Origin of the sequence: Microbacterium sp. RD1 (assembly GCF_052220165.1) — a bacterium.
GTDB lineage: Bacteria > Actinomycetota > Actinomycetes > Actinomycetales > Microbacteriaceae > Microbacterium.
Map to the genome: position 1 here is coordinate 31,031 of NZ_JBQPOL010000002.1, position 18,874 is coordinate 49,904.

Sequence of the window (18,874 nt, forward strand, 5' to 3'; positions counted from 1 at the left end):
GTCAGTGCATCGTCATCCCGCCGGTGACGTTGATCCCCTGCCCCGTCAGGTACGACGCCAGATCGCTCGCGAGGAACAGCGCCACGCTCGCGACGTCGGCGGGCGTGCCGGTGCGTCCCAGGGGGACCTGAGAGCGGTCCTCCGCCTCGATGGCGGATGCGGTGAGCCCGCGGACGACCGCGCCCTCCTCGCGCTCTCGCCACTTCATGGGCGTCTCGATGATCCCCGGGCAGATCGCGTTGACGAGGATCCGATCGGGCGCCAGTTCCACGGCCATGGTCTTCGTGAGACCGAGTACCGCATGCTTGGACGCCACGTACGCGACCATCCCGCGGTACCCGTTCTTACCGGCCTGCGAGGCGACGAGGATGATGCGCCCCGGTCGCTTCGCGGCGCGCAGGCCGCGCGCGACGTGCTTGGCGAGGAGGAACGAGCCCTTCGCGTTGACGTCGAGGTTGACGTCCCACTCCGCGGCGGTGGTCTCGACGGCGTGGGCCATCGTCGAGGTTCCCGCGGCGTGCACGAGCACGTCGACCACGCCGAGTTCCGCGGCGATGTCGGCCAGGGCCTGCGCCACGGCGTTCTCGTCCGTCACGTCGAGCCGCAGAGCCCACACCCCGTCCTGCCCGCGGGCCAGCCCGCCCGCGGGATGCACGAGATCCGCGTTGACGACGGCTGCCCCCTGAGCGGCGAAAGCCGCGACCGCGCCCGCTCCGATCCCGCTCGCGCCCCCGGTGACGAGGACGACGCGTCCGACGAGGTCGGGGAAGACGGCGGAGCCGACCTCAGACACCGACCCGCTCGAAGGCGTCGAGGCTGATGCCCTGGGCGAGGACGACCTTCGCCCACTCGCGGGCCGTGTGCAGGCTGTGGTCGCGGTAGTTGCCGCAGCTGAAGAGGTCGACGCCGGGGACGTCGGCCTCGACGGCGTCGTCCGCGATGAAGCGCAGGCTCTCGGTCAGGTTCGTCACGAGGACTCCGACCTCCGGCTCACCCCACGCGAGAAGGTGGAAGCCGGTGCGACAGCCGAACGGCGAGATGTCGATGAGCCCGTCCATCCGGTCGCGCAGGAGGCTGGCGAGCATGTGCTCGAGCGTGTGGATGCCGGCGGTGGGGATCTCCCCCTCGTTGGGCTGGACGAGCCGCACGTCGAAGTTCGAGAGCACGTCGCCGCGAGGACCCGTCTGCGTCCCGATGAGACGCACGTACGGCGCTCGGACGGCGGTGTGGTCCAGGGTGAAGCTCTCGACGTCGGCCATGGGTACTCCTTTGGTTCTGCGGTGGTGCCGGTTTCGCGGTGGTGCAGGCGCAACTGTCCGAGCCTAGGCGGGCACGGCGGGCGGCGCCCGTCCATGACGCTGTGCGACGCGCGCTAGGGTCGAGGCCGTGCCCGACGCTTCCCTCCTCGTCGTCCTCGATGCCGACTCCACCCTCATCCGCAACGAGGTCATCGAGCTGATCGCCGACGAGGCCGGTCGCGGACCGGAGGTCGCGGCGGCGACGGAGGCGGCGATGCGCGGCGAGGTGGATTTCGCCGAGAGCCTGCGCGGGCGGGTCGAGGCGCTTCGCGGGGTGCCGCTCTCCGCCTTCGCGCGGGTGGTCGCGAGGGTCGAGCCGACGCCCGGTGTGCGCGAGCTGATCGCGGCGGTCCACGAGCGCGGCGGCGTCGTCGGGGTGGTCTCCGGTGGGTTCCACGAGGTGCTGGACGAGATCGCCCCCGCTCTCGGCGTCGACGTGTGGCGCGCCAATCGCCTGGAGGTGTCGGACGGGGCGCTCAGCGGCCGGGTGTCCGGCGCGATCGTCGACGCCGCGGCCAAGGCGGCGACGCTTCGGGAGTGGGCGGAGACCTATGCCGTGCCGGCGGCCCGCACGGTGGCCATCGGGGACGGCGCGAACGACCTGCCGATGCTGCGTGCGGCGGCGCTCGGACTGGCCTTCAACGCCAAGCCCGCCGTGCGGGACGGCGCGGATCTCGTCATCGGAGCCGTCGACCTCCGCGAGGTCGTCCCCCTCCTGCCGTGAGCGATGTCGGTCGGGGCCGGTAGCGTCGCGACATGCACATCTTTCTCGTTCCCGGTCTGTGGCTCGACGCGTCCACGTGGGACGGTGTCGTCCCTGAATTGGCAGCCGCGGGGCACACGCCGCACCCGCTGACGATGCCCGGCACGGGGATCCCCGCGTCCGGATCGGCGGACATCGGGTTCGCCGACTGGGTCGACGCCGTCGTCGCCGAGCTCGATCGCATCGACGAGCCGGTGGTCCTGGTCGGGCACTCCGGCGGCGGCAACGTCGTCTGGGGTGCGACCGACGCGCGGCCCGACCGGGTGTCGCGGGTGATCTTCGTCGACACCTTCCCGCCCGCCGACGGCGGCTCGATCTGGGAGTTTCCGATCGTCGACGGCGTGATCCCGTTCCCCGGGTGGGAGTTCTTCGAGGAACCCGAGATCGCCGACCTGGACGAGGCGACGCGAGCGGATGCCGCGTCTCGCGCGCTGTCGGTTCCCGTGCGGGTCCCCACCGACCCGATCCGGCTGTCCGACCCGCGCCGCTTCGGCGTGCCGGCGACGGTGCTCACCGGCACGATGCCCGTCGCGGACCTGTCGGGGATCCTCGCGAACCCACCCGCCTGGGCGGCAGATCTCGCCGCCGTCGAAGAGCTCGAGATCGTCGCCCTCGACTCGGGCCACTGGCCGCAGTTCTCCCAGCCCGCTGCTCTCGGACGGGCGATCGTCGAGGCGATCCGATCGGAACCGTCGCCGTAGCCCGGGGTCAGTGCCCCATGCCGAGGCCGCCGTCGACCGGGATGACGGCGCCGGAGATATAGGCGGCGTCATCCGATGCGAGCCAGGCGACGACGCCGGCGACCTCGTCCGCCGTCGCGAACCGGCCTGCCGGGATGCTGTTCTTGTACTGCGCCTGCGTCTCCTCCGAGAGCGCGGCCGTCATGTCGGTCTCGACGAAGCCGGGCGCCACCACGTTGGCGGTGATTCCGCGACCGCCCAGCTCGCGCGTGAGGGAGCGCGCGAAGCCGACGAGACCGCTCTTGGACGAGGCGTAGTTGATCTGGCCGGGCGAGCCGTAGAGGCCCACGACGCTGGAGATCAGGATGACCCGCCCCCAGCGTGCGCGGAGCATGCCCTTCGAGGCGCGTTTGACGACGCGGAACGCGCCGCCGAGGTTCGTGTGCACGACGGAGTCGAAGTCGTCCTCGGTCATCCGCAGCAGCAGCGTGTCCTTCGTCACGCCGGCGTTGGCGACCACGATCTCGACCGGGCCGAGCGCTGCCTCGACCTCGCTGAAGGCGGCATCCACCGCCGCGGCATCCGTCACGTCGGCGCGCACGGTGAGGGCTCCCTCCGGGCCCTCGCCGGAGCGAGCGGTAACGGCCACACGGTAGCCCCGGGCGACGAAGCGCTCCGCGATCGCGCGACCGATGCCGCGGTTTCCTCCGGTGACCAGGACGACGCGATCACTCGACATGGGGCTCCGATCTCGATGGGCGATCTCCTCAGCCTAGGCGAGCGCCCCCGCGGCGCGTTTGACACCGTCGTCTGCGCGCTGGGAACCTGGAGCGAACGTCCTGGAGGAAGAGACCCCGTGAGCGATCCCACCACCCCGCAGCAGCCCGCCGGCGAGCAGAGCGCACCCCCGCCGTACGTGCCGCAGCCCGTCGCGCCGCAGCCGCCCGCGTACGCGCAGCCGCCCGCCTACGGCGGAGCGCCGGTCTACGGTCAGCCCGCGCCCGGTGCCTACCCGCCGCCGGCCTATCCGACCGCGCCTGCCGCGCCCCAGGGCTACGGCTATCCGGCCGGCCCTCGCACCAACACGCTGGCGATCGTGTCGCTCGTGGCCGGGATCGCCGCGTTCGTCATCCTGCCCGTCATCGCCGCGGTCGTCGCGGTGATCACCGGGCACATGTCGCTCAAGCAGCTCAAGACGAGCGGTGAGGCGGGGCGTGGACTGGCCTTGACGGGGACCATCCTCGGATGGGTCGGGATCGGCGTCGGCATCATCCTCATCGTGCTGGTGGTGCTGTGGTTCGTCTTCATCTTCGGAGTGATCGCGACGTCGGGATACAGCTACTCCTGAGCGCTCTCGCGCGGCTCCCCCGGCGTAGGCTGGGGGTACCGTGAAATCCCCGAACTCCGCGCCCTCGGCGACATCCCTTCCCCGCGCACCGCGCGAGGATGCCGGCGCGCGGTTCACGAAGTACATGGTCACGATGGGGATCCGCGTGGCGTGCTTCATCGCGATGGTGCTCATCACCCCGTACGGCTGGTACACGTGGATCCTCGGCGCCGCCGCCGTCGTTCTCCCCTACTTCGCGGTCGTGATCGCCAACGTCGGCGAGGACACCAGGCCCGCCGTCGCCGAGAGCCCCGACCGCCAGATCGAGGCGCCCCGCGTCGCGCCCGAGCCCGCGGAAGAGCCACCCCGCGTTCTGCGGATCAGCGAGACGCCCCGCCCCGACACGGACCGCTGATGACGGTCGAATGCTCACGCGCCGGATGCCGCGCCGACGCCGGCTGGCGCATCGTGTGGCGCAACCCCCGCATCCACGCCGCCGATCGGCGCAAGGAGTGGGTGGCGTGCGGTGAGCACGTCGCATATCTCCGGGACTTCCTCGCCGCCCGCGACTTCCCCGTCGAGGTCGCCCCGCTCGAGCGGGAGAGCGCCTCATGAGTCGCCGGGAGGCGCCGGCCGCGCTCCGGTGGACGGTCTACGTGGCGATCGCCATCGTCTTCGCCATCGCGTGCGGGTTCCTCTCGAACTGGCAGTTCACGCGCAACGAGGAGCGCGCGCGCCAGCTCGCCCTCGTCGAGGCCAACTACGATGCCGAGCCCGTACCGCTCGCCGACGTCGTGGCGGCCGGCGCCGATCTGGACCCGTCCGACGAGTGGACCCCCGTCGCCCTCGAGGGCGAGTACCTCACGGACGAGCAGCTTCTCGTGCGCAACCGCCCCCACGGCGGTACGGCGGCGTTCGAGGTGCTCGTGCCCTTCCGGCTCGACGACGGGCGCACCCTTCTCGTCGACCGCGGATGGGTGGCCCCCGGCGAAGGCGACCTCCCCGATGAGATCCCCGCGCCGCCCGCCGGGGCGACCGAGGTGGTCGTGCGTCTTCGCCCGGAGGAAGCAGCGCCGCGATCCGGGAGGTCTGCGCCGGACGGACAGGTGCCCACGATCAACCTCGGACTGGTGGCGGATGCTGTCGCGTCAGGGGATTCCCTCGAACCCGGCTTCTACGGGCTGATGGTGACCGAGGATCCCGCCCCGGCGACCCTCCCCGGCGCGATCGATCCTCCGACCGACGACCCCGGACCCCACCTGTCGTACGCGGTGCAGTGGATCCTCTTCGCCGTGATGGGGTTCGCCTTCATCACGTACATCCTCGTCACCGAGCGCCGGTACGCGCGGGAGGATGCCGAAGAGCGGCAGGCACGGCGCGCGCGTCGCCGCGACCGTGACTCCGAAGAGGAGGACGCGCTGCTGGATGCGCGGTAGCGCCGTTCAGGCCAGCGCGACGAGGTCGGCGTAGTCGCGACCCCAGATGTCCTCGACCCCGTCGGGGAGGATCAGCACGCGCTCGGGGTTGAGCGCCTCGACCGCCCCTTCGTCGTGGGAGACCAGCACGACAGCACCCTCGTAGTGCGCCAGCGCCCCCAGGATCTCCTCGCGGGAGGCCGGGTCGAGGTTGTTCGTGGGCTCGTCCAGAAGCAGCATGTTCGCGCTGGAGACCACCAGGGTCGCCAGCGACAGTCTGGTCTTCTCCCCGCCCGAGAGCACACCGGCCGGCTTCAGCACGTCATCGCCGGTGAACAGGAACGACCCGAGCACCTTTCGAGCTTCGGTGGCGGTGATGTCCGGTGCCGCCGACATCATGTTCTCAAGCACCGATCGCCCCACATCGAGGTTCTCGTGCTCCTGCGCGTAGTAGCCGATCTTCAGGCCGTGGCCGGGCTCGATGATGCCGGTGTCGGCGCGATCGACACCGGCGAGGATCCGCAGCAGCGTGGTCTTCCCTGCGCCGTTGAGCCCCAGGATCACCACGCGAGACCCGCGGTCGATGGCCAGGTCGACATCGGTGAAGATCTCCAGCGATCCGTACGACTTGCTCAGACCCCGGGCCATGAGGGGCGTCTTGCCGCACGGCGCGGGTTTGGGGAAGCGGAGCTTGGCGACGCGCTCCTCCTGGCGGACGTCGTCGAGTCCGGAGAGCATCTTCTCGGCCCGCGCGACCATCTGGTGCGCGGCGGCCGCCTTCGACGCCTTCGCTCCGAAGCGGGCGGCTTGCAGCTGGAGGGCGGTGGCCTTCTTCTCGACGTTGGCGCGCTCCTTCTTGCGGCGCTCCTCGTCGGCCACGCGCTGGCGCAGATAGTTCTTCCAGTTCATGTTGTAGACATCGATGACCTGGCGGTTGGCGTCGAGGTAGAAGACCCGGTTGACCGTCTCGCCGACCAGCTCCACGTCGTGACTGATGACGATCAGGCCGCCCTTGTAGCCCTTCAGGAACTCCCGCAACCACGTGACGCTGTCGGCGTCGAGGTGATTGGTCGGCTCGTCGAGGATCATCGTCCCGGCGTCGGAGAACAGGATGCGGGCCAGCTCGATGCGCCGGCGCTGACCACCCGAGAGGGTGCGCAACGGCTGATCGAGGATGCGGTCGGGCAGCGCCAGGTTGTGGGCGATCGATGCCGCCTCCGCCTCCGCGGCGTACCCTCCGAGGGCTTCGAACCGCTCGGTGAGGTTGCCGTAGCGGCGCATCGCGCGCGCTGCCACGTCGACGTCGTCGTCGGCCATCTCGACAGAGGCCTCCTGCATCCCCAGCGCGAGGGTGCCCAGACCGCGGGCGTCGAGGATCCGGGTGCGCGCGAGCATGTCGGGGTCGCCCGAACGGGGATCCTGCGGAAGGTACCCGAGCTCCCCCGACCGGTCGACGCGACCCTCGCTCGGCAGCAGGTCGCCGGCGAGGACCTTCGTCAGCGTCGTCTTGCCGGCGCCGTTGCGGCCGACCAGCCCGATCTTGTCGCCGGCGGACACGCGGAACGACACGTCCGACATGAGGACGCGGGCGCCCACGCGGATCTGGAGGTCGTGCACGGCGAGCACAGCGGAAGTCCTTCGTTCGGGAGGTGGGAGGTCGTCCGGCCGATGGCCAGCCCCTCAGTATAGATCGCCGACCCTGCCGCCCGGCTGAGCGCGGTTTTCTCGACATCAAGACATTCGATTCGCGCCCGCCGCGCGCATCCTCCTAAACTAAGGCCACCCTTACCTAACATCCGAGGAGTTCCCTGTGCCCCGACGCATCCGCACCGCCGCCGCACTCGCGGCCGGAGCCGCCCTGCTTCTGACCGGCTGTTCCACCGCGACCTCGGCGGGAGGCGGTGACGCCGCCGGCGCCGACGGCTTCCCCGTCACCATCGAGCACGCCTTCGGCGAGACGGTGATCTCCGAGAAGCCCGAGCGCGTGGCGACGGTGGCGTGGGCGAATCACGAGGTGCCGCTCGCCCTCGGCGTGGTGCCGGTGGGCATGGAGAAGGCGACATGGGGCGATGACGACGGTGACGGCGTCCTCCCCTGGGTGGAGGAGAAGCTGGAGGAGCTCGGCGCCGAGACACCCGTGCTCTTCGACGGCGGAGACGGCATCGACTTCGAAGCCGTCGCCGACACCGAGCCGGACGTGATCCTGGCCTCCTACTCGGGTCTCACGCAGGAGGAGTACGACACGCTGTCGAAGATCGCCCCGGTCGTCGCCTACCCCGAGGTGGCGTGGGGCACCTCCTACGAGGACATGATCCGGCTGAACTCGCAGGCGATCGGCCTCGCCGACGAGGGCGACGCCCTCATCGAGGAGCTCACCGCCGAGGTCGACGCCGCGCTGGCCGACCAGCCGGAGCTCGACGGGGCCAGGGCGCTCTTCGCCTACCTCGACCCGAGCGACTTCAGCCAGATCGGCTTCTACACCAGCCACGACACCCGCCCCGGGTTCCTCGCCGATCACGGCCTGCCCCTCCCCGCCGTCGTCGAGGAGGAGTCCGCGGGCACCGAGGACTTCTATGTGACCGTCAGCGCCGAGCAGGCCGACCGGTTCGCCGACGTGGACGTCTTCGTGACCTATGGCGACCCCGACGGCGAGCTCATCGCCCAGATGCAGGCCGACCCGCTGCTCTCGCAGATCCCGGCGGTCGCCGAAGGGCGCATCGCGATCCTCGAGGACAGCACACCCCTCGCCGCGTCGGCCAACCCCACGCCGCTGTCCATCCCGTGGGGCGTCCGCGACTACCTCGCCGTGCTGGCCGCGCCGCTCGGCTGAGATCCGCGTGACCCTTCTCGATCGGAAGGCCGCCCTGCCGGACGCCGCACCTCTGCGGCGTCCGGCAGCGGTGCGCCTGCTGTGGCTCGGCGTGCTGGTCCTCGTCGTGCTCGTCCTCGTCGTCGCCTCGGTCGCGTTCGGCACGCGCCCCGTGTCGCTCGAGGAGATCGGGAACGCGCTCACCGGCCACGCCGGCGGCGTGGGCGAGGCGGCTGTCATCGCCCGCCTCCCCCGCACGGTGCTCGCCCTTCTCATCGGAGCGGCCCTCGCGCTCTCCGGGATGACGATGCAGGCCGTCACCCGGAACCCGCTCGCCGACCCCGGCATCCTCGGCGTCTCCGGCGGCGCCGCCCTCGCGGTCGTCATCGGAATCGCGTTCTTCGATATCTCGAGCCCGTACGCATATATGGCGTTCGCGATCGCCGGAGCCGCGGCAGCCGCGGTCTTCGTCTATGCCGTCGGCTCCCTGGGTCGCGGCGGCGCGACGCCGCTCAAGCTCGCGCTGGCTGGTGCGGCCATCACCGCGGCGTTCACCTCGCTGGTCAGCGCGATCCTCTTGCCTCGCGTCGACCTGCTGGAGACCTTCCGCTTCTGGCAGATCGGCGGCGTCGGCGGGGCGACGTGGGATCGCATCCTCGTCATCGTCCCCGTGCTCGCCGTCGGGGCAGTCATCTGCGTCGTCACCGCCCGCGGCATGAACTCGCTGGCCCTCGGGGACGACATGGCCACCGGGCTCGGCGAGCACGTCGCGCGCACGCGGCTCTTCGCCTCCGCCGGCGCGGTGATCCTGTGCGGTGCGGCCACGGCGATCGCCGGCCCGATCGCCTTCGTCGGTCTCGTCATCCCGCATCTGTGCCGGCTGCTGGTGGGGACCGACCATCGGTGGCTCCTTCCCTACTGCGCCCTCGCCGGCGCCGCGCTCCTCGTGCTCGCCGACATCGTGGGCCGCGTGATCGCCCCGCCGAACGAGATCGAGGTGGGCATCCTCACCGCTCTCATCGGCGCGCCCGTGTTCATCGCCATCGTCCGTCGTCAGAAGGTGCGCGAGCTGTGACCGTCGCCGTCGTCATCGCCGGGCGCCGCGCCCGAGCCCGCCGGCGCGGGACCGTCACTCTCGTGCTGACCGCTCTGGCGCTCGCCCTCTTCGTCGCGACCCTCATGGTCGGGCGCACCTTCTACGGCATCGACGATGTCCTGCGGGTCATCCTCGGCGAGACGGTGCCGGGCGCGTCGTTCACGGTCGGCGAGTTGCGACTGCCGCGTGCGACCCTGGCCGTCCTCACCGGGATCGCGTTCGGCATGGCCGGCGTCATCTTCCAGACGATGCTGCGGAACCCGCTGGCATCGCCCGACATCATCGGCATCAGCTCTGGCGCGAGCGCCGCCGCCGTGTTCGGCATCATCCTCCTCGGTCTCGGACAGACCGCGGTGTCGTTCCTGGCACTGGCCGGGGCGCTGGTCACGGCCGCCGCGATCTACCTGCTGTCGCACCGCGGCGGGTTCGCCGGAACGCGCCTCATCCTCATCGGCATCGGCGTGGCCGCCATGCTCGACAGCGTCGTCACCTACGTCCTCACGCGAGCGGCGGCGTGGGACCTGCAGACGGCCATGCAGTGGCTCACCGGCAGCCTCAACGGCGCGTCGTGGCAGGCGATCGTCCCGCTCTCGATCGCGATGATCGTGCTCGTCCCCCTGCTCGTCGCCGCCGGCCGCGACCTCAATGTGCTGCGTCTCGGAGACGACTCAGCCAGCGCTCTGGGCGTCTCGGTCGGCCGCACGCGCGTTCTGCTGCTCGTCGGGGCCGTCGCACTGCTAGCCTTCGCGACCGCGGCGGCGGGGCCCATCGCCTTCGTCGCCTTCATGTCGGGGCCGATCGCCGCCCGCATCGTCGGCCCCGGCGCCTCGCTGCTGGTGCCCTCCGCCCTCGTCGGCGCCGTCCTGGTGCTCGCCGCCGACCTGCTCGGCCAGTTCGCCTTCGACAACCGGTATCCGGTCGGTGTCGTCACGGGCGTCCTCGGCGCGCCCTATCTCGTCTACCTTCTCGTGAGAACCAACCGATCGGGGGGCTCCCTGTGACCGTCGCCCACTCCCTCGCCGCGGAGAGGGTCACCCTCGCCTACGGCGACCGCGTCATCGCCGAAAGCCTCGATCTCGCGGTTCCTCCCGGCCGGATCACCGCGATCGTGGGGGCGAACGGATGCGGCAAGTCGACGCTGCTGCGCGCGCTCGCCCGGCTGCTGCATCCGATGTCCGGCGAGGTGATCCTCGACGGCAAGGCACTGCACTCTCGACACTCCCGCGAGGTCGCACGGATCCTCGGTCTGCTGCCGCAGGGGCCGGTGGCGCCCGAGGGCATCGCCGTGGCTGATCTCGTCGGGCGGGGACGCCACCCGCACCAGAAGCCGCTGTCCCGCTGGAGCGCCCGCGACTACGAGATCGTGGCGGGGGCCTTGGAGGCGACAGGGATCGCCGATCTCGCCGATCGCAGCGTCGACGAGTTGTCCGGCGGCCAGCGCCAGCGGGTGTGGATCGCGATGGCCCTCGCCCAGGAGACCGACATCCTGCTGCTGGACGAACCCACCACCTTCCTCGACGTCGCGCACCAGATCGAGGTCCTCGATCTCCTCACCGATCTGAACCGCGACCGCGGCACGACGACGGTCATGGTCCTCCACGACATCAACCTGGCCGCCCGGTACGCCGATCACGTGTTCGCCCTGCGGGACGGCGTCGTCATCGCCGGGGGCGCGCCGACCGACGTGATCACGAGCGACCTCATCCGCGACGTGTTCGGGCTGGACTCCCTCGTCGTCCCCGACCCCGTGTCGGGCACCCCCCTCGTCCTCCCCCGCGGACGCCACCACGCCGCGGCCGCATCCTGAGATCGGACCATGACCACGACCACTCCTCCCCTCACCACCAGCCGCTTCTTCCGGGCCGCGGTGCAGTCGATCACCCATCTCACGCCGAGCTTCCGCCGATTCACGTTCGCCGGCGGCGATCTCGCCGACTACGGCGACCCGGGGCTGGATCAGCGGATCAAGGTCGTCTTCCCCACCGAGCTCACGACGCTGGACGCGATGCCGGTCGGCGAGGACTGGTATGCGCAATGGCGCGAGCTGCCCGAGCTCACCCGCCCGCCGTTTCGGACGTACACGACCCGTGCCGTGCGCAACGCCGTCGGTGAGGTCGACATCGACATGGTGGCGCACGACGTCCGGGGCCCGGCATCCGCCTGGATCGACCGCGCCGGCGTCGGCGACGAGGTGCTCATCTACGCACCGACCACCGCGCACACCGGCATCAGCTACGGCATCGACTTCGTCCCGCCCGCCTCGACCGGCTCCTACCTGCTGGCCGGCGACGAGACGGCGGCGCCCGCCCTCGCGGTGATCCTCGAGCAACTGCCGGCCACAGCCACCGGTGTCGTGGTGCTCGAGGTGCCGCACGAGCGCGACATCGCCTATCTCCCGTCCCACCCGGGATTCCGCTACCGCGGCGCGGCGCGGGGCGGGGCAGCGCGGCACACGCATCTCGTGGACGCCGTCGAGCGTGCCGCCGCGGAGCTCGTCCCCGGAGGGCGCGGGGCCGAGGTGGAGGAGATCGACATCGACGAGGGCATCCTGTGGGAGGTGCCGCGGACGGCGAAGGGCGGTGCCGCGCTGAAGAGCGCGCCGCTGTATGCCTGGCTGGCCGGGGAGGCCGGCGCCATCAAGACGCTGCGGCGCCACCTCGTGAGCGAGCACGGCGTCGACCGTCGTGCCGTGGCGTTCATGGGCTACTGGCGCGAGGGTCGCGCGGAGAACTGATCCTCACCGCCCTCCTCCACACGACCGAGCCGCAGGCCCGGCGCCAGGGCGAGGAGGGCGAGTGCGGCGGCGATCGCGAAGACCGCGGGAAATCCCGAGCCCGACGCGGACAGGCCCGTGAAGACGAGACCCATCACGGCGATGGTCACGGCCGATCCGAGCGCATCGGAGATCGCCAGCGCCGAGGAGTTGAAGCCCTGATCGCGCGGCGTCGAGTACGACAGCGTGAGCACCGTCAACCGCGGGTACATCAGCCCCATGCCCGCGCCGGCCAGCGCCCATCCGCAGATGAGGATCGCCGGATGCAGGTGCCAGAGCGCGGTGGTGAGCGCCGCGGCGGTGGCGGCGAGCAGCATCGTCACGCCGAACACCGAGATCCGGACGTTCCCCAGGCGATCTCCGATGCGCCCCTGCACCTCCGCGGCGCCTGCCCAGGCGAGCGCGGCGACGGTGAGACCGAGGCCCGCCCACGTGGGAGAGAAGCCGTACTGGTCGATGAGGAGGTACGGCACGTAGACCTCGGCGCCGAACAGCGCCCCGGCGATGAGTCCGCGCATGAGGACGACGCTGGGCAGCCCCCTCGCCGCCGCGAGGGTGCGCGGCGGCAGCAGGGGCCGCACCGCCAGCGCGATGATCGTCCCCGAGACCGCGACGACGATCCACGCCCAGGTGGACAGCCCGCCCGACAGGCTGAGCACGAGCGCGGCGACGGCGACGATCGCTGCCAGGGCGAGGCGCGGAGCCACGCGCGCGCTCGAGGGGTGGTCGGTGCCCAGCGGCAGGGCATGCAGACGTGCCACGACCATGGCGAAGGCTCCCACGGTGAGTGCGGCGACTCCGAAGAACACCCAGCGCCAGTGCAGGAACTCCGCCACCGCCCCCGCGAGGAACGGCCCGATGAGGGAGGGCACGACCCACGCCGCCGAGAACGCCGCGAAGATGCGGCCGTGGAGAGCGGCCGGATAGACCCGGGCCACCACAACGTAGAGCGCGACGGTCTCCCCGCCCGTTCCCAGACCCTGCAGGAGGCGCCCCGCCACGAGGATTTCCATCGTCGGCGCCGCGCCGGCGAGCAGGAGGCCGAGCACGAAGAGCACCACCGCGGTGGTGAGGGGGGCGAGCACTCCCCCGCGATCGCACCACGCCCCCGCCGCGACCATGCCGACCACGCTCGCGGCGAGCGTCCCGGAGAACGCGACGGCATACAGCGCCGCACCCGACAGGTCGTCGCTGACCACGGGCATCACCGTCGTCACCGCGAGCGACTGGATGGCGGCGAGAAAGATCAGCGCGAGGGCGCCGAGGGTCACCCAGACGAAACGCGCACTCCAGACCCCTTCGACGGCGGGTGTGCTCACGCCCGCGCCAGGGCGCCGACGCGTTCGACGGCCTCGCGCAGCACCTCGGGCGCGCAGCCGAAGTTGATGCGCACGTGACCGGCGCCCTCGGCCCCGAAGAGCGGACCGTGGTGAAGGGCCACGCCGCTCTCGCGACGGATGCGCGGGGCCGGGTTGTCGCCCCACCCGTACGCCGACACGTCGACCCAGGCCAGGAATCCGGCATCCGGAAGGCGATACCGGGCTTCGGGCAGGTGTGCGGCGAGAAGCTCGGCGAGGAGGTGCCTGTTCTCGTCGAGGGCGGCGAGGAGGCCGTCCAGCCACGGGTCGCTCTCGGGCGCGAAGGCGGCGTTGCCGGCCAGGACGCCGAACAGCCCCGTCCGCCACTCCACCTCCCACGGCAGTCGGCGGATGACGGCGGTCGTGTCCGCGCTCGACGTGACGATGACGGCGCACTTCAACCCGGCGAGGTTGTACGCCTTGCTCGCGCTGGTGATCGCGTATCCCACGGCCGCCGCATCCGGCCCCGCGTCCAGGAACGGGGTGAAGGTGGCCCCCGGGTGCACGAGAGGGGCGTGGATCTCGTCGCTGACCACGGACGCCCCGTGACGCGCGGCGATGCGCGCGAGCTCGGCGAGCGTCTCGCGGTCGTGGACGGTGCCGGTCGGGTTGTGGGGATTGCACAGCAGCACGGCACGGGCACCGGCGGCCAGGGCTCGCTCGATGCCCGCAAGGTCCAGGCGCCAGCGCGACCCGTCGTCCACGAGGGGGACGCGCTCGACGACAGCCCCGGCCTCTTCGACGGTGTCGAAGAACGGCGGGTAGACCGGCGGAGTCACCACCACTCGATTCCCCGGCCGGACGACGAGACGCAGCACCTCGACGACGCCCTGCATGACGTCACCGGTCCACCGGATGCGGGCAGGATCGACGCTCCACCCGAAACGGCGCTGGGCGAAGGCGGCGAACGCCTGAGCGATCCCCGGGTCCGGCGGGGTGTAGCCGGTGTCTCCGCGCAGCACGGCGGCCGTCAGCGCCGCGGTGATCGCGGGCGCGAGCGGGAAGTCGGTCTCCGCGACGAACAGCGGCAGGACGTCGTCGCCGTACGTACGCCACTTCGAGCTGGATCGCGCCCGAAGCTGCTCGAGCGGCAGGGCGCGCAACGGGGGAACACTCACGTAGCGAGCCTACGTCGAGGATCGGCGTGCCTTCGAGCCGCCCGTCAGATGGCGAAACCGAGCGCGCGCATCATGTCGCGCCCGTCGTCGGTGATGCGCTCCGGACCCCACGGCGGCATCCACACCCAATTGATGCGGAACCGCTCGACCACCTCGTCCAGCGCCTGGGCAGTCTGCTCTTCGAGCACATCCGTGAGCGGGCAGCCGGCAGAAGTGAGGGTCATGTGGATGACGAGCGCGTCGTTCTCGTCATCCCAGGCGAGGTCGTAGATCAGCCCGAGGTCGACGACGTTGACCCCGAGCTCGGGGTCCATGACGTCCTTGAGGGCCTCGGTGACCTCGTCATACTTCTCGGGAGCGAGTGTTGCGGTCATATAACGATCCTACGCGTCGTTCGCCCTCAGGCGTCGACCGCGGTCTCGGCCTCGGCGAGGAATCGGTCGTATCCCTCTTCCTCGAGGCGATCGGCCAGCTCGGGGCCGCCCTCCTCGACGATGCGGCCGCTCACGATGACGTGGACGAAGTCCGGGCGGATGTAGCGGAGGATGCGCGTGTAGTGCGTGATGAGGAGCACGCCCAGGTCGGTGTTCTCCTTCGCGCGGTTCACCCCTTCGGAGACGATCTTCAGCGCGTCGACGTCGAGACCGGAGTCCGTCTCGTCCAGCACGGCGATCTTCGGCTGCAGCAGCTCGAGCTGCAGGATCTCGTGACGCTTTTTCTCGCCGCCCGAGAAGCCCTCGTTGACGTTGCGGGAGGCGAACTTCGGATCCATGCGCAGGTTCTTCATGGCATCCTTGACGTCCTTCGTCCAGGCTCGGATGCCGGGGGCCTCACCGTCGACGGCGGTCTTGGCCGTACGCAGGAAGTTCGTGACGGTGACCCCGGGAATCTCGACCGGGTACTGCATCGCGAGGAACAGGCCGGCACGGGCGCGCTCGTCGACCGTCATCGCCAGCACGTCCTCGCCGTCGAGGGTGATCGACCCGCTCGTGACCGTGTACTTGGGGTGGCCGGCGATCGTGTACGCGAGGGTCGACTTCCCCGACCCATTCGGACCCATGATCGCGTGGGTCTGGCCCGTGCCGATCGTGAGGGTCACGCCGTTGAGGATGGGCGTGGTGCCCGCATCCGTCTCGACCGTGACGTGCAGGTCGCGGATCTCCAGGACAGACATTCAGACTTCCTTCGTTCGGGTGGGATCGATGAGCACGTCGTCGCCGTCGATCTCGACCGCGTAGACGGGCACCGGCTCGTAGGCCGGGAGGTTCAGGGGGTGGCCGGTGCGCAGCGAGAAGGCGGAGCCGTGCGCCCAGCACTCCAGCGTGTCGCCGTCGACGAATCCTTCCGCCAGCGAGATGTCGCCGTGCGTGCAGGTGTCGCCGATCGCGTGCACCTCTCCGGCCGAGTCCAGGACGACCGCGATGGGGACCCCGCCGACCTCCACCCGCACCGGGGTGTCCTGTTCGAGCTCGCTGAGGGCGAGCACGCGGGTGGCGCTCACAGCGCGCCTCCCTCGGCAAGTTCCTGCTCGATCGCCTCGGTCAGTTCCTGCTCGAGCGCGGGGATCCCGATGCGCTGCACGATCTCGCTGAGGAATCCCAGGACGACCAGGCGTCGTGCCTCGTCTTCGGCGATGCCGCGAGCCTGCAGGTAGAACAGCTGCTCGTCGTCGAATCGGCCGGTCGCGCTGGCGTGACCGGCACCGACGATGTCGCCGGTCTCGATCTCGAGGTTCGGAATCGAGTCGGCGCGAGCGCCGTCGGTGAGCACGAGGTTGCGGTTGGCCTCGTAGGAGTCGGTGCCCACCGCGTCGCGCCCGATCAGCACGTCGCCGATCCACACGCTTCGAGCGCTCTCCCCCTGCAGCGCACCCTTGTAGAGCACGTCGCCGGTGGTGTGCGGGCCCTTGTGGTGGAGGTAGACCTGCGATTCGAGATGCTGCCCGGCATCGGCGAACGACAGACCGTACAGTCGCCCCTCCGCGCCGGCACCGGCAAGCTCCACCGACGGGTTCACGCGCACGACGCCGCCGCCGAGGCTCACGACGACGTGGGTGAGCCGCGCGTCGCGATCGACGCGCGCCTGATGCGCGGAGAGGTGCACGGCCTCGTCTTCCCAGCGCTGCAGCGAGATGACGGTGAGGTCGGAGCCGTCGCGAGCGATGATCTCGACGTTCTGGGCCTGAGACGCGTTGCCCTCGTGCCGCAGGATCACGGTGCCCCGCGCATTCGCCTGGGCCTCGATCACGACGTGGGCGTGGGCGACGCCGCCGGTGCCGGTCAGCCGCACCACGACGGGCTCGGCCAGCTCGACGCCGGCGGGGATGCGGATGAGCGGAGCCTCCGCCTCCTGCACCCACGCGATGGCGCTCGGCAGGTCTTCGGGGCGGAAGATCTCGCCGCGCGGCGCCGCGCCGGGAGCGAGACGCCGCTGCTCCACGCCCTCCGGCGCGGAGACCTCGACGCCGATGACACCGCTCGGGGCGGGTTCGTTCGCGAACAGCGGCGCCAGACGCGCCACCGGGGTGTGCTTCCAGTTGACCTCGCGCCCGGTCGGCGCCGCGAAGTCCGCCGGGTCGTAGGACCAGGGGCGCTCCGAGCGGGTCTGGATGGGCACGTCGGCGCGGCCCCATCCTCCGTCGGTGTGCGCTGTGCTTCCCGGCAGGGGGGTGGTTGTGGTCGTCATCTAGCCGACGGATCCTTCCATGCCCATCTCGATGAGCTTGTTGAGCTCGAGGGCGTACTCCATGGGCAGCTCACGGGCGATCGGCTCGATGAAGCCGCGCACGATCATGGCCATGGCCTCGTCCTCGGGCATGCCCCGGCTCATGAGGTAGAACAGCTGCTCTTCGCTCACCTTCGACACCGTGGCCTCGTGCCCGAGTTGCACGTCGTCGACGCGGATGTCGATGGCCGGATACGTGTCCGAGCGCGAGATCGTGTCGACGAGCAGCGCGTCGCAGCGGACGGTGTTGGCGGAGTGGTGCGCGTTGGCGTCGACCCGCACCTCGCCGCGGTACCCGGCGCGGCCGCCCCCGCGGGCGATCGACTTGGACACGATCGATGACTGCGTGTACGGGGCCATGTGGATCATCTTCGCGCCGGCGTCCTGGTGCTGACCGGGACCGGCGAAGGCGACCGACAGGGTCTCGCCCTTGGCGTGCTCGCCCATCAGGAAGATCGACGGGTACTTCATCGTCACCTTGGAGCCGATGTTGCCGTCGACCCACTCCATCGTCGCGCCCTCGTGGGCGACCGCACGCTTGGTGACCAGGTTGTAGACGTTGTTCGACCAGTTCTGGATCGTCGTGTACCGGACGCGGGCGTTCTTCTTCACGATGATCTCGACCACCGCCGAATGCAGCGAGTCGCTCTTGTAGATCGGCGCGGTGCAGCCTTCGATGTAGTGGACGTAGGAGCCCTCGTCGGCGATGATGAGCGTCCGCTCGAACTGTCCCATGTTCTCGGTGTTGATACGGAAGTACGCCTGCAGCGGGATCTCCACGTGCACGCCCTTGGGGACGTAGACGAAAGACCCGCCGGACCACACCGCCGTGTTCAGCGCGGCGAACTTGTTGTCGCCCGCCGGGATGACGGTGCCGAAGTACTCCTGGAAGAACTCCGGGTGCTCGCGCAGGGCGGTGTCGGTGTCCATGAAGATGACACCCTGGGCCTCGAGCTGCTCGTTGATCTGGTGGTAGACCACCTCGGACTCGTACTGCGCGGCGACGCCCGCGACGAGACGCTGCCGCTCGGCCTCGGGGATGCCGAGGCGCTCATACGTGTTGCGGATGTCTTCCGGGAGGTCTTCCCACGTCTGCGCCTGCTTCTCGGTGGAGCGGACGAAGTACTTGATGTTGTCGAAGTCGATCTCGCTGAGGTCTGCGCCCCACGTCGGCATCGGCTTGCGCTCGAACAGCTGCAGACCCTTCAGCCGGGTCTTCAGCATCCATTCCGGCTCGGATTTCAGCCCGGAGATGTCACGGACCACCGCGTCGCTCAGGCCTCGCCTCGCGCTGGCGCCCGCGGCGTCGGCGTCGTGCCATCCGAACTCGTAGACTCCGAGTCCGTCGAGCTCTGGGCGGTCGATCAGGACATCAGCCATGTCGGGTCACTCTCCTCTCGGGCCGCAACGGTGTTCTCCGTCCCGGCATTCCCACGTCCTCCGTGGAGTTCCGGAGGGGGGACGCCGCTGGTGGGCCCGCTCGTGGCGCAGGACGCGCGCCTAGAATGTCAGT

Annotated in this window: 22 protein-coding genes; 11 read left to right on the forward strand and 11 right to left on the reverse strand. The window is 70.6% G+C overall.

Translation table 11 applies throughout. From position 1 onward, the window contains the following. Window position 1 precedes the first annotated feature (1 nt). On the reverse strand, window positions 2-793 hold the full coding sequence (locus ACTU3I_RS08985) for an SDR family NAD(P)-dependent oxidoreductase (RefSeq protein WP_442925343.1): 792 nt from the start codon (window positions 791-793) through the stop codon (window positions 2-4). Then, on the reverse strand, window positions 786-1,259 hold the full coding sequence (locus ACTU3I_RS08990; protein ID WP_442925344.1) for an S-ribosylhomocysteine lyase: 474 nt from the start codon (window positions 1,257-1,259) through the stop codon (window positions 786-788). The genes ACTU3I_RS08985 and ACTU3I_RS08990 overlap by 8 nt, the downstream gene beginning before the upstream one ends. 127 nt (window positions 1,260-1,386) lie before the next feature. Here ACTU3I_RS08990 and serB point away from each other — a divergent pair, with 127 nt between their 5' ends. After that, window positions 1,387-2,022, forward strand: a complete 636-nt coding sequence (gene serB / locus ACTU3I_RS08995) for a phosphoserine phosphatase SerB (protein WP_442925345.1) — start codon at window positions 1,387-1,389, stop codon at window positions 2,020-2,022. Between the two features lie 32 nt (window positions 2,023-2,054). Beyond that, complete coding sequence (locus ACTU3I_RS09000; protein WP_442925346.1) at window positions 2,055-2,762, forward strand: alpha/beta fold hydrolase; 708 nt, start codon at window positions 2,055-2,057, stop codon at window positions 2,760-2,762. A gap of 7 nt (window positions 2,763-2,769) precedes the next feature. Here ACTU3I_RS09000 and fabG read toward each other — a convergent pair whose 3' ends face one another. Next, on the reverse strand, window positions 2,770-3,480 hold the full coding sequence (gene fabG / locus ACTU3I_RS09005) for a 3-oxoacyl-ACP reductase FabG (protein ID WP_442925347.1): 711 nt from the start codon (window positions 3,478-3,480) through the stop codon (window positions 2,770-2,772). A gap of 117 nt (window positions 3,481-3,597) precedes the next feature. Here fabG and ACTU3I_RS09010 point away from each other — a divergent pair, with 117 nt between their 5' ends. The 4 genes from ACTU3I_RS09010 to ACTU3I_RS09025 are packed head-to-tail and all read left to right on the forward strand — an operon-like array spanning window position 3,598 to window position 5,504. Continuing rightward, a complete protein-coding gene (locus tag ACTU3I_RS09010) occupies window positions 3,598-4,089 on the forward strand; it encodes a DUF4190 domain-containing protein (RefSeq protein ID WP_442925348.1) in 492 nt (163 codons plus the stop codon). 40 nt (window positions 4,090-4,129) lie between these two features. After that, on the forward strand, window positions 4,130-4,483 hold the full coding sequence (locus tag ACTU3I_RS09015; RefSeq protein ID WP_442925349.1) for a DUF3099 domain-containing protein: 354 nt from the start codon (window positions 4,130-4,132) through the stop codon (window positions 4,481-4,483). Continuing rightward, window positions 4,483-4,683, forward strand: a complete 201-nt coding sequence (locus ACTU3I_RS09020; protein WP_442925350.1) for a hypothetical protein — start codon at window positions 4,483-4,485, stop codon at window positions 4,681-4,683. The genes ACTU3I_RS09015 and ACTU3I_RS09020 overlap by 1 nt, the downstream gene beginning before the upstream one ends. Beyond that, on the forward strand, window positions 4,680-5,504 hold the full coding sequence (locus ACTU3I_RS09025) for an SURF1 family cytochrome oxidase biogenesis protein (RefSeq protein ID WP_442925351.1): 825 nt from the start codon (window positions 4,680-4,682) through the stop codon (window positions 5,502-5,504). Before ACTU3I_RS09020 ends, ACTU3I_RS09025 begins: the two co-directional genes overlap by 4 nt. A gap of 6 nt (window positions 5,505-5,510) precedes the next feature. Here ACTU3I_RS09025 and ACTU3I_RS09030 read toward each other — a convergent pair whose 3' ends face one another. Beyond that, the gene (locus ACTU3I_RS09030) at window positions 5,511-7,109 is read right to left on the reverse strand and encodes an ABC-F family ATP-binding cassette domain-containing protein (protein ID WP_442925352.1); all 1,599 of its coding nucleotides are present in this window, start codon (window positions 7,107-7,109) and stop codon (window positions 5,511-5,513) included. Window positions 7,110-7,293: 184 nt separating this feature from the next. Here ACTU3I_RS09030 and ACTU3I_RS09035 point away from each other — a divergent pair, with 184 nt between their 5' ends. The 5 genes from ACTU3I_RS09035 to ACTU3I_RS09055 are packed head-to-tail and all read left to right on the forward strand — an operon-like array spanning window position 7,294 to window position 12,122. After that, window positions 7,294-8,313 (forward strand): iron-siderophore ABC transporter substrate-binding protein, encoded by a 1,020-nt coding sequence (locus tag ACTU3I_RS09035; protein ID WP_442925353.1) that lies wholly within the window; start codon window positions 7,294-7,296, stop codon window positions 8,311-8,313. 7 nt (window positions 8,314-8,320) lie between these two features. Then, window positions 8,321-9,367, forward strand: coding sequence for a FecCD family ABC transporter permease (locus ACTU3I_RS09040; RefSeq protein WP_442925354.1), 1,047 nt, complete (start codon window positions 8,321-8,323; stop codon window positions 9,365-9,367). Then, window positions 9,364-10,389 (forward strand): FecCD family ABC transporter permease, encoded by a 1,026-nt coding sequence (locus ACTU3I_RS09045; RefSeq protein ID WP_442925355.1) that lies wholly within the window; start codon window positions 9,364-9,366, stop codon window positions 10,387-10,389. Before ACTU3I_RS09040 ends, ACTU3I_RS09045 begins: the two co-directional genes overlap by 4 nt. Beyond that, window positions 10,386-11,195, forward strand: coding sequence for an ABC transporter ATP-binding protein (locus ACTU3I_RS09050; protein ID WP_442925356.1), 810 nt, complete (start codon window positions 10,386-10,388; stop codon window positions 11,193-11,195). The genes ACTU3I_RS09045 and ACTU3I_RS09050 overlap by 4 nt, the downstream gene beginning before the upstream one ends. Before the next feature lie 9 nt (window positions 11,196-11,204). Then, a complete protein-coding gene (locus ACTU3I_RS09055; protein WP_442925357.1) occupies window positions 11,205-12,122 on the forward strand; it encodes a siderophore-interacting protein in 918 nt (305 codons plus the stop codon). Here the strand turns inward: ACTU3I_RS09055 and ACTU3I_RS09060 are convergent. The 7 genes from ACTU3I_RS09060 to sufB are packed head-to-tail and all read right to left on the reverse strand — an operon-like array spanning window position 12,092 to window position 18,741. Continuing rightward, the gene (locus tag ACTU3I_RS09060; RefSeq protein WP_442925358.1) at window positions 12,092-13,480 is read right to left on the reverse strand and encodes an MFS transporter; all 1,389 of its coding nucleotides are present in this window, start codon (window positions 13,478-13,480) and stop codon (window positions 12,092-12,094) included. The two genes, ACTU3I_RS09055 and ACTU3I_RS09060, sit on opposite strands and share 31 nt — an antisense overlap. Further along, window positions 13,477-14,637 carry a MalY/PatB family protein gene (locus ACTU3I_RS09065; protein WP_442925359.1) on the reverse strand — a complete coding sequence of 387 codons (1,161 nt, stop codon included), beginning with the start codon at window positions 14,635-14,637 and terminating at the stop codon, window positions 13,477-13,479. The genes ACTU3I_RS09060 and ACTU3I_RS09065 overlap by 4 nt, the downstream gene beginning before the upstream one ends. A 44-nt stretch (window positions 14,638-14,681) precedes the next feature. After that, window positions 14,682-15,011, reverse strand: a complete 330-nt coding sequence (locus ACTU3I_RS09070; protein ID WP_442925360.1) for a metal-sulfur cluster assembly factor — start codon at window positions 15,009-15,011, stop codon at window positions 14,682-14,684. Between the two features lie 26 nt (window positions 15,012-15,037). Continuing rightward, window positions 15,038-15,811, reverse strand: a complete 774-nt coding sequence (sufC, locus tag ACTU3I_RS09075) for a Fe-S cluster assembly ATPase SufC (RefSeq protein ID WP_442925361.1) — start codon at window positions 15,809-15,811, stop codon at window positions 15,038-15,040. Then, on the reverse strand, window positions 15,812-16,138 hold the full coding sequence (locus ACTU3I_RS09080) for a non-heme iron oxygenase ferredoxin subunit (protein WP_442925362.1): 327 nt from the start codon (window positions 16,136-16,138) through the stop codon (window positions 15,812-15,814). Beyond that, window positions 16,135-17,322 (reverse strand): Fe-S cluster assembly protein SufD, encoded by a 1,188-nt coding sequence (gene sufD / locus ACTU3I_RS09085; RefSeq protein WP_442925363.1) that lies wholly within the window; start codon window positions 17,320-17,322, stop codon window positions 16,135-16,137. Before sufD ends, ACTU3I_RS09080 begins: the two co-directional genes overlap by 4 nt. Further along, window positions 17,323-18,741: a Fe-S cluster assembly protein SufB gene (gene sufB, locus ACTU3I_RS09090; protein WP_442925364.1), complete on the reverse strand. Its 1,419-nt coding sequence runs from the start codon at window positions 18,739-18,741 to the stop codon at window positions 17,323-17,325. Window positions 18,742-18,874 lie beyond the last annotated feature (133 nt).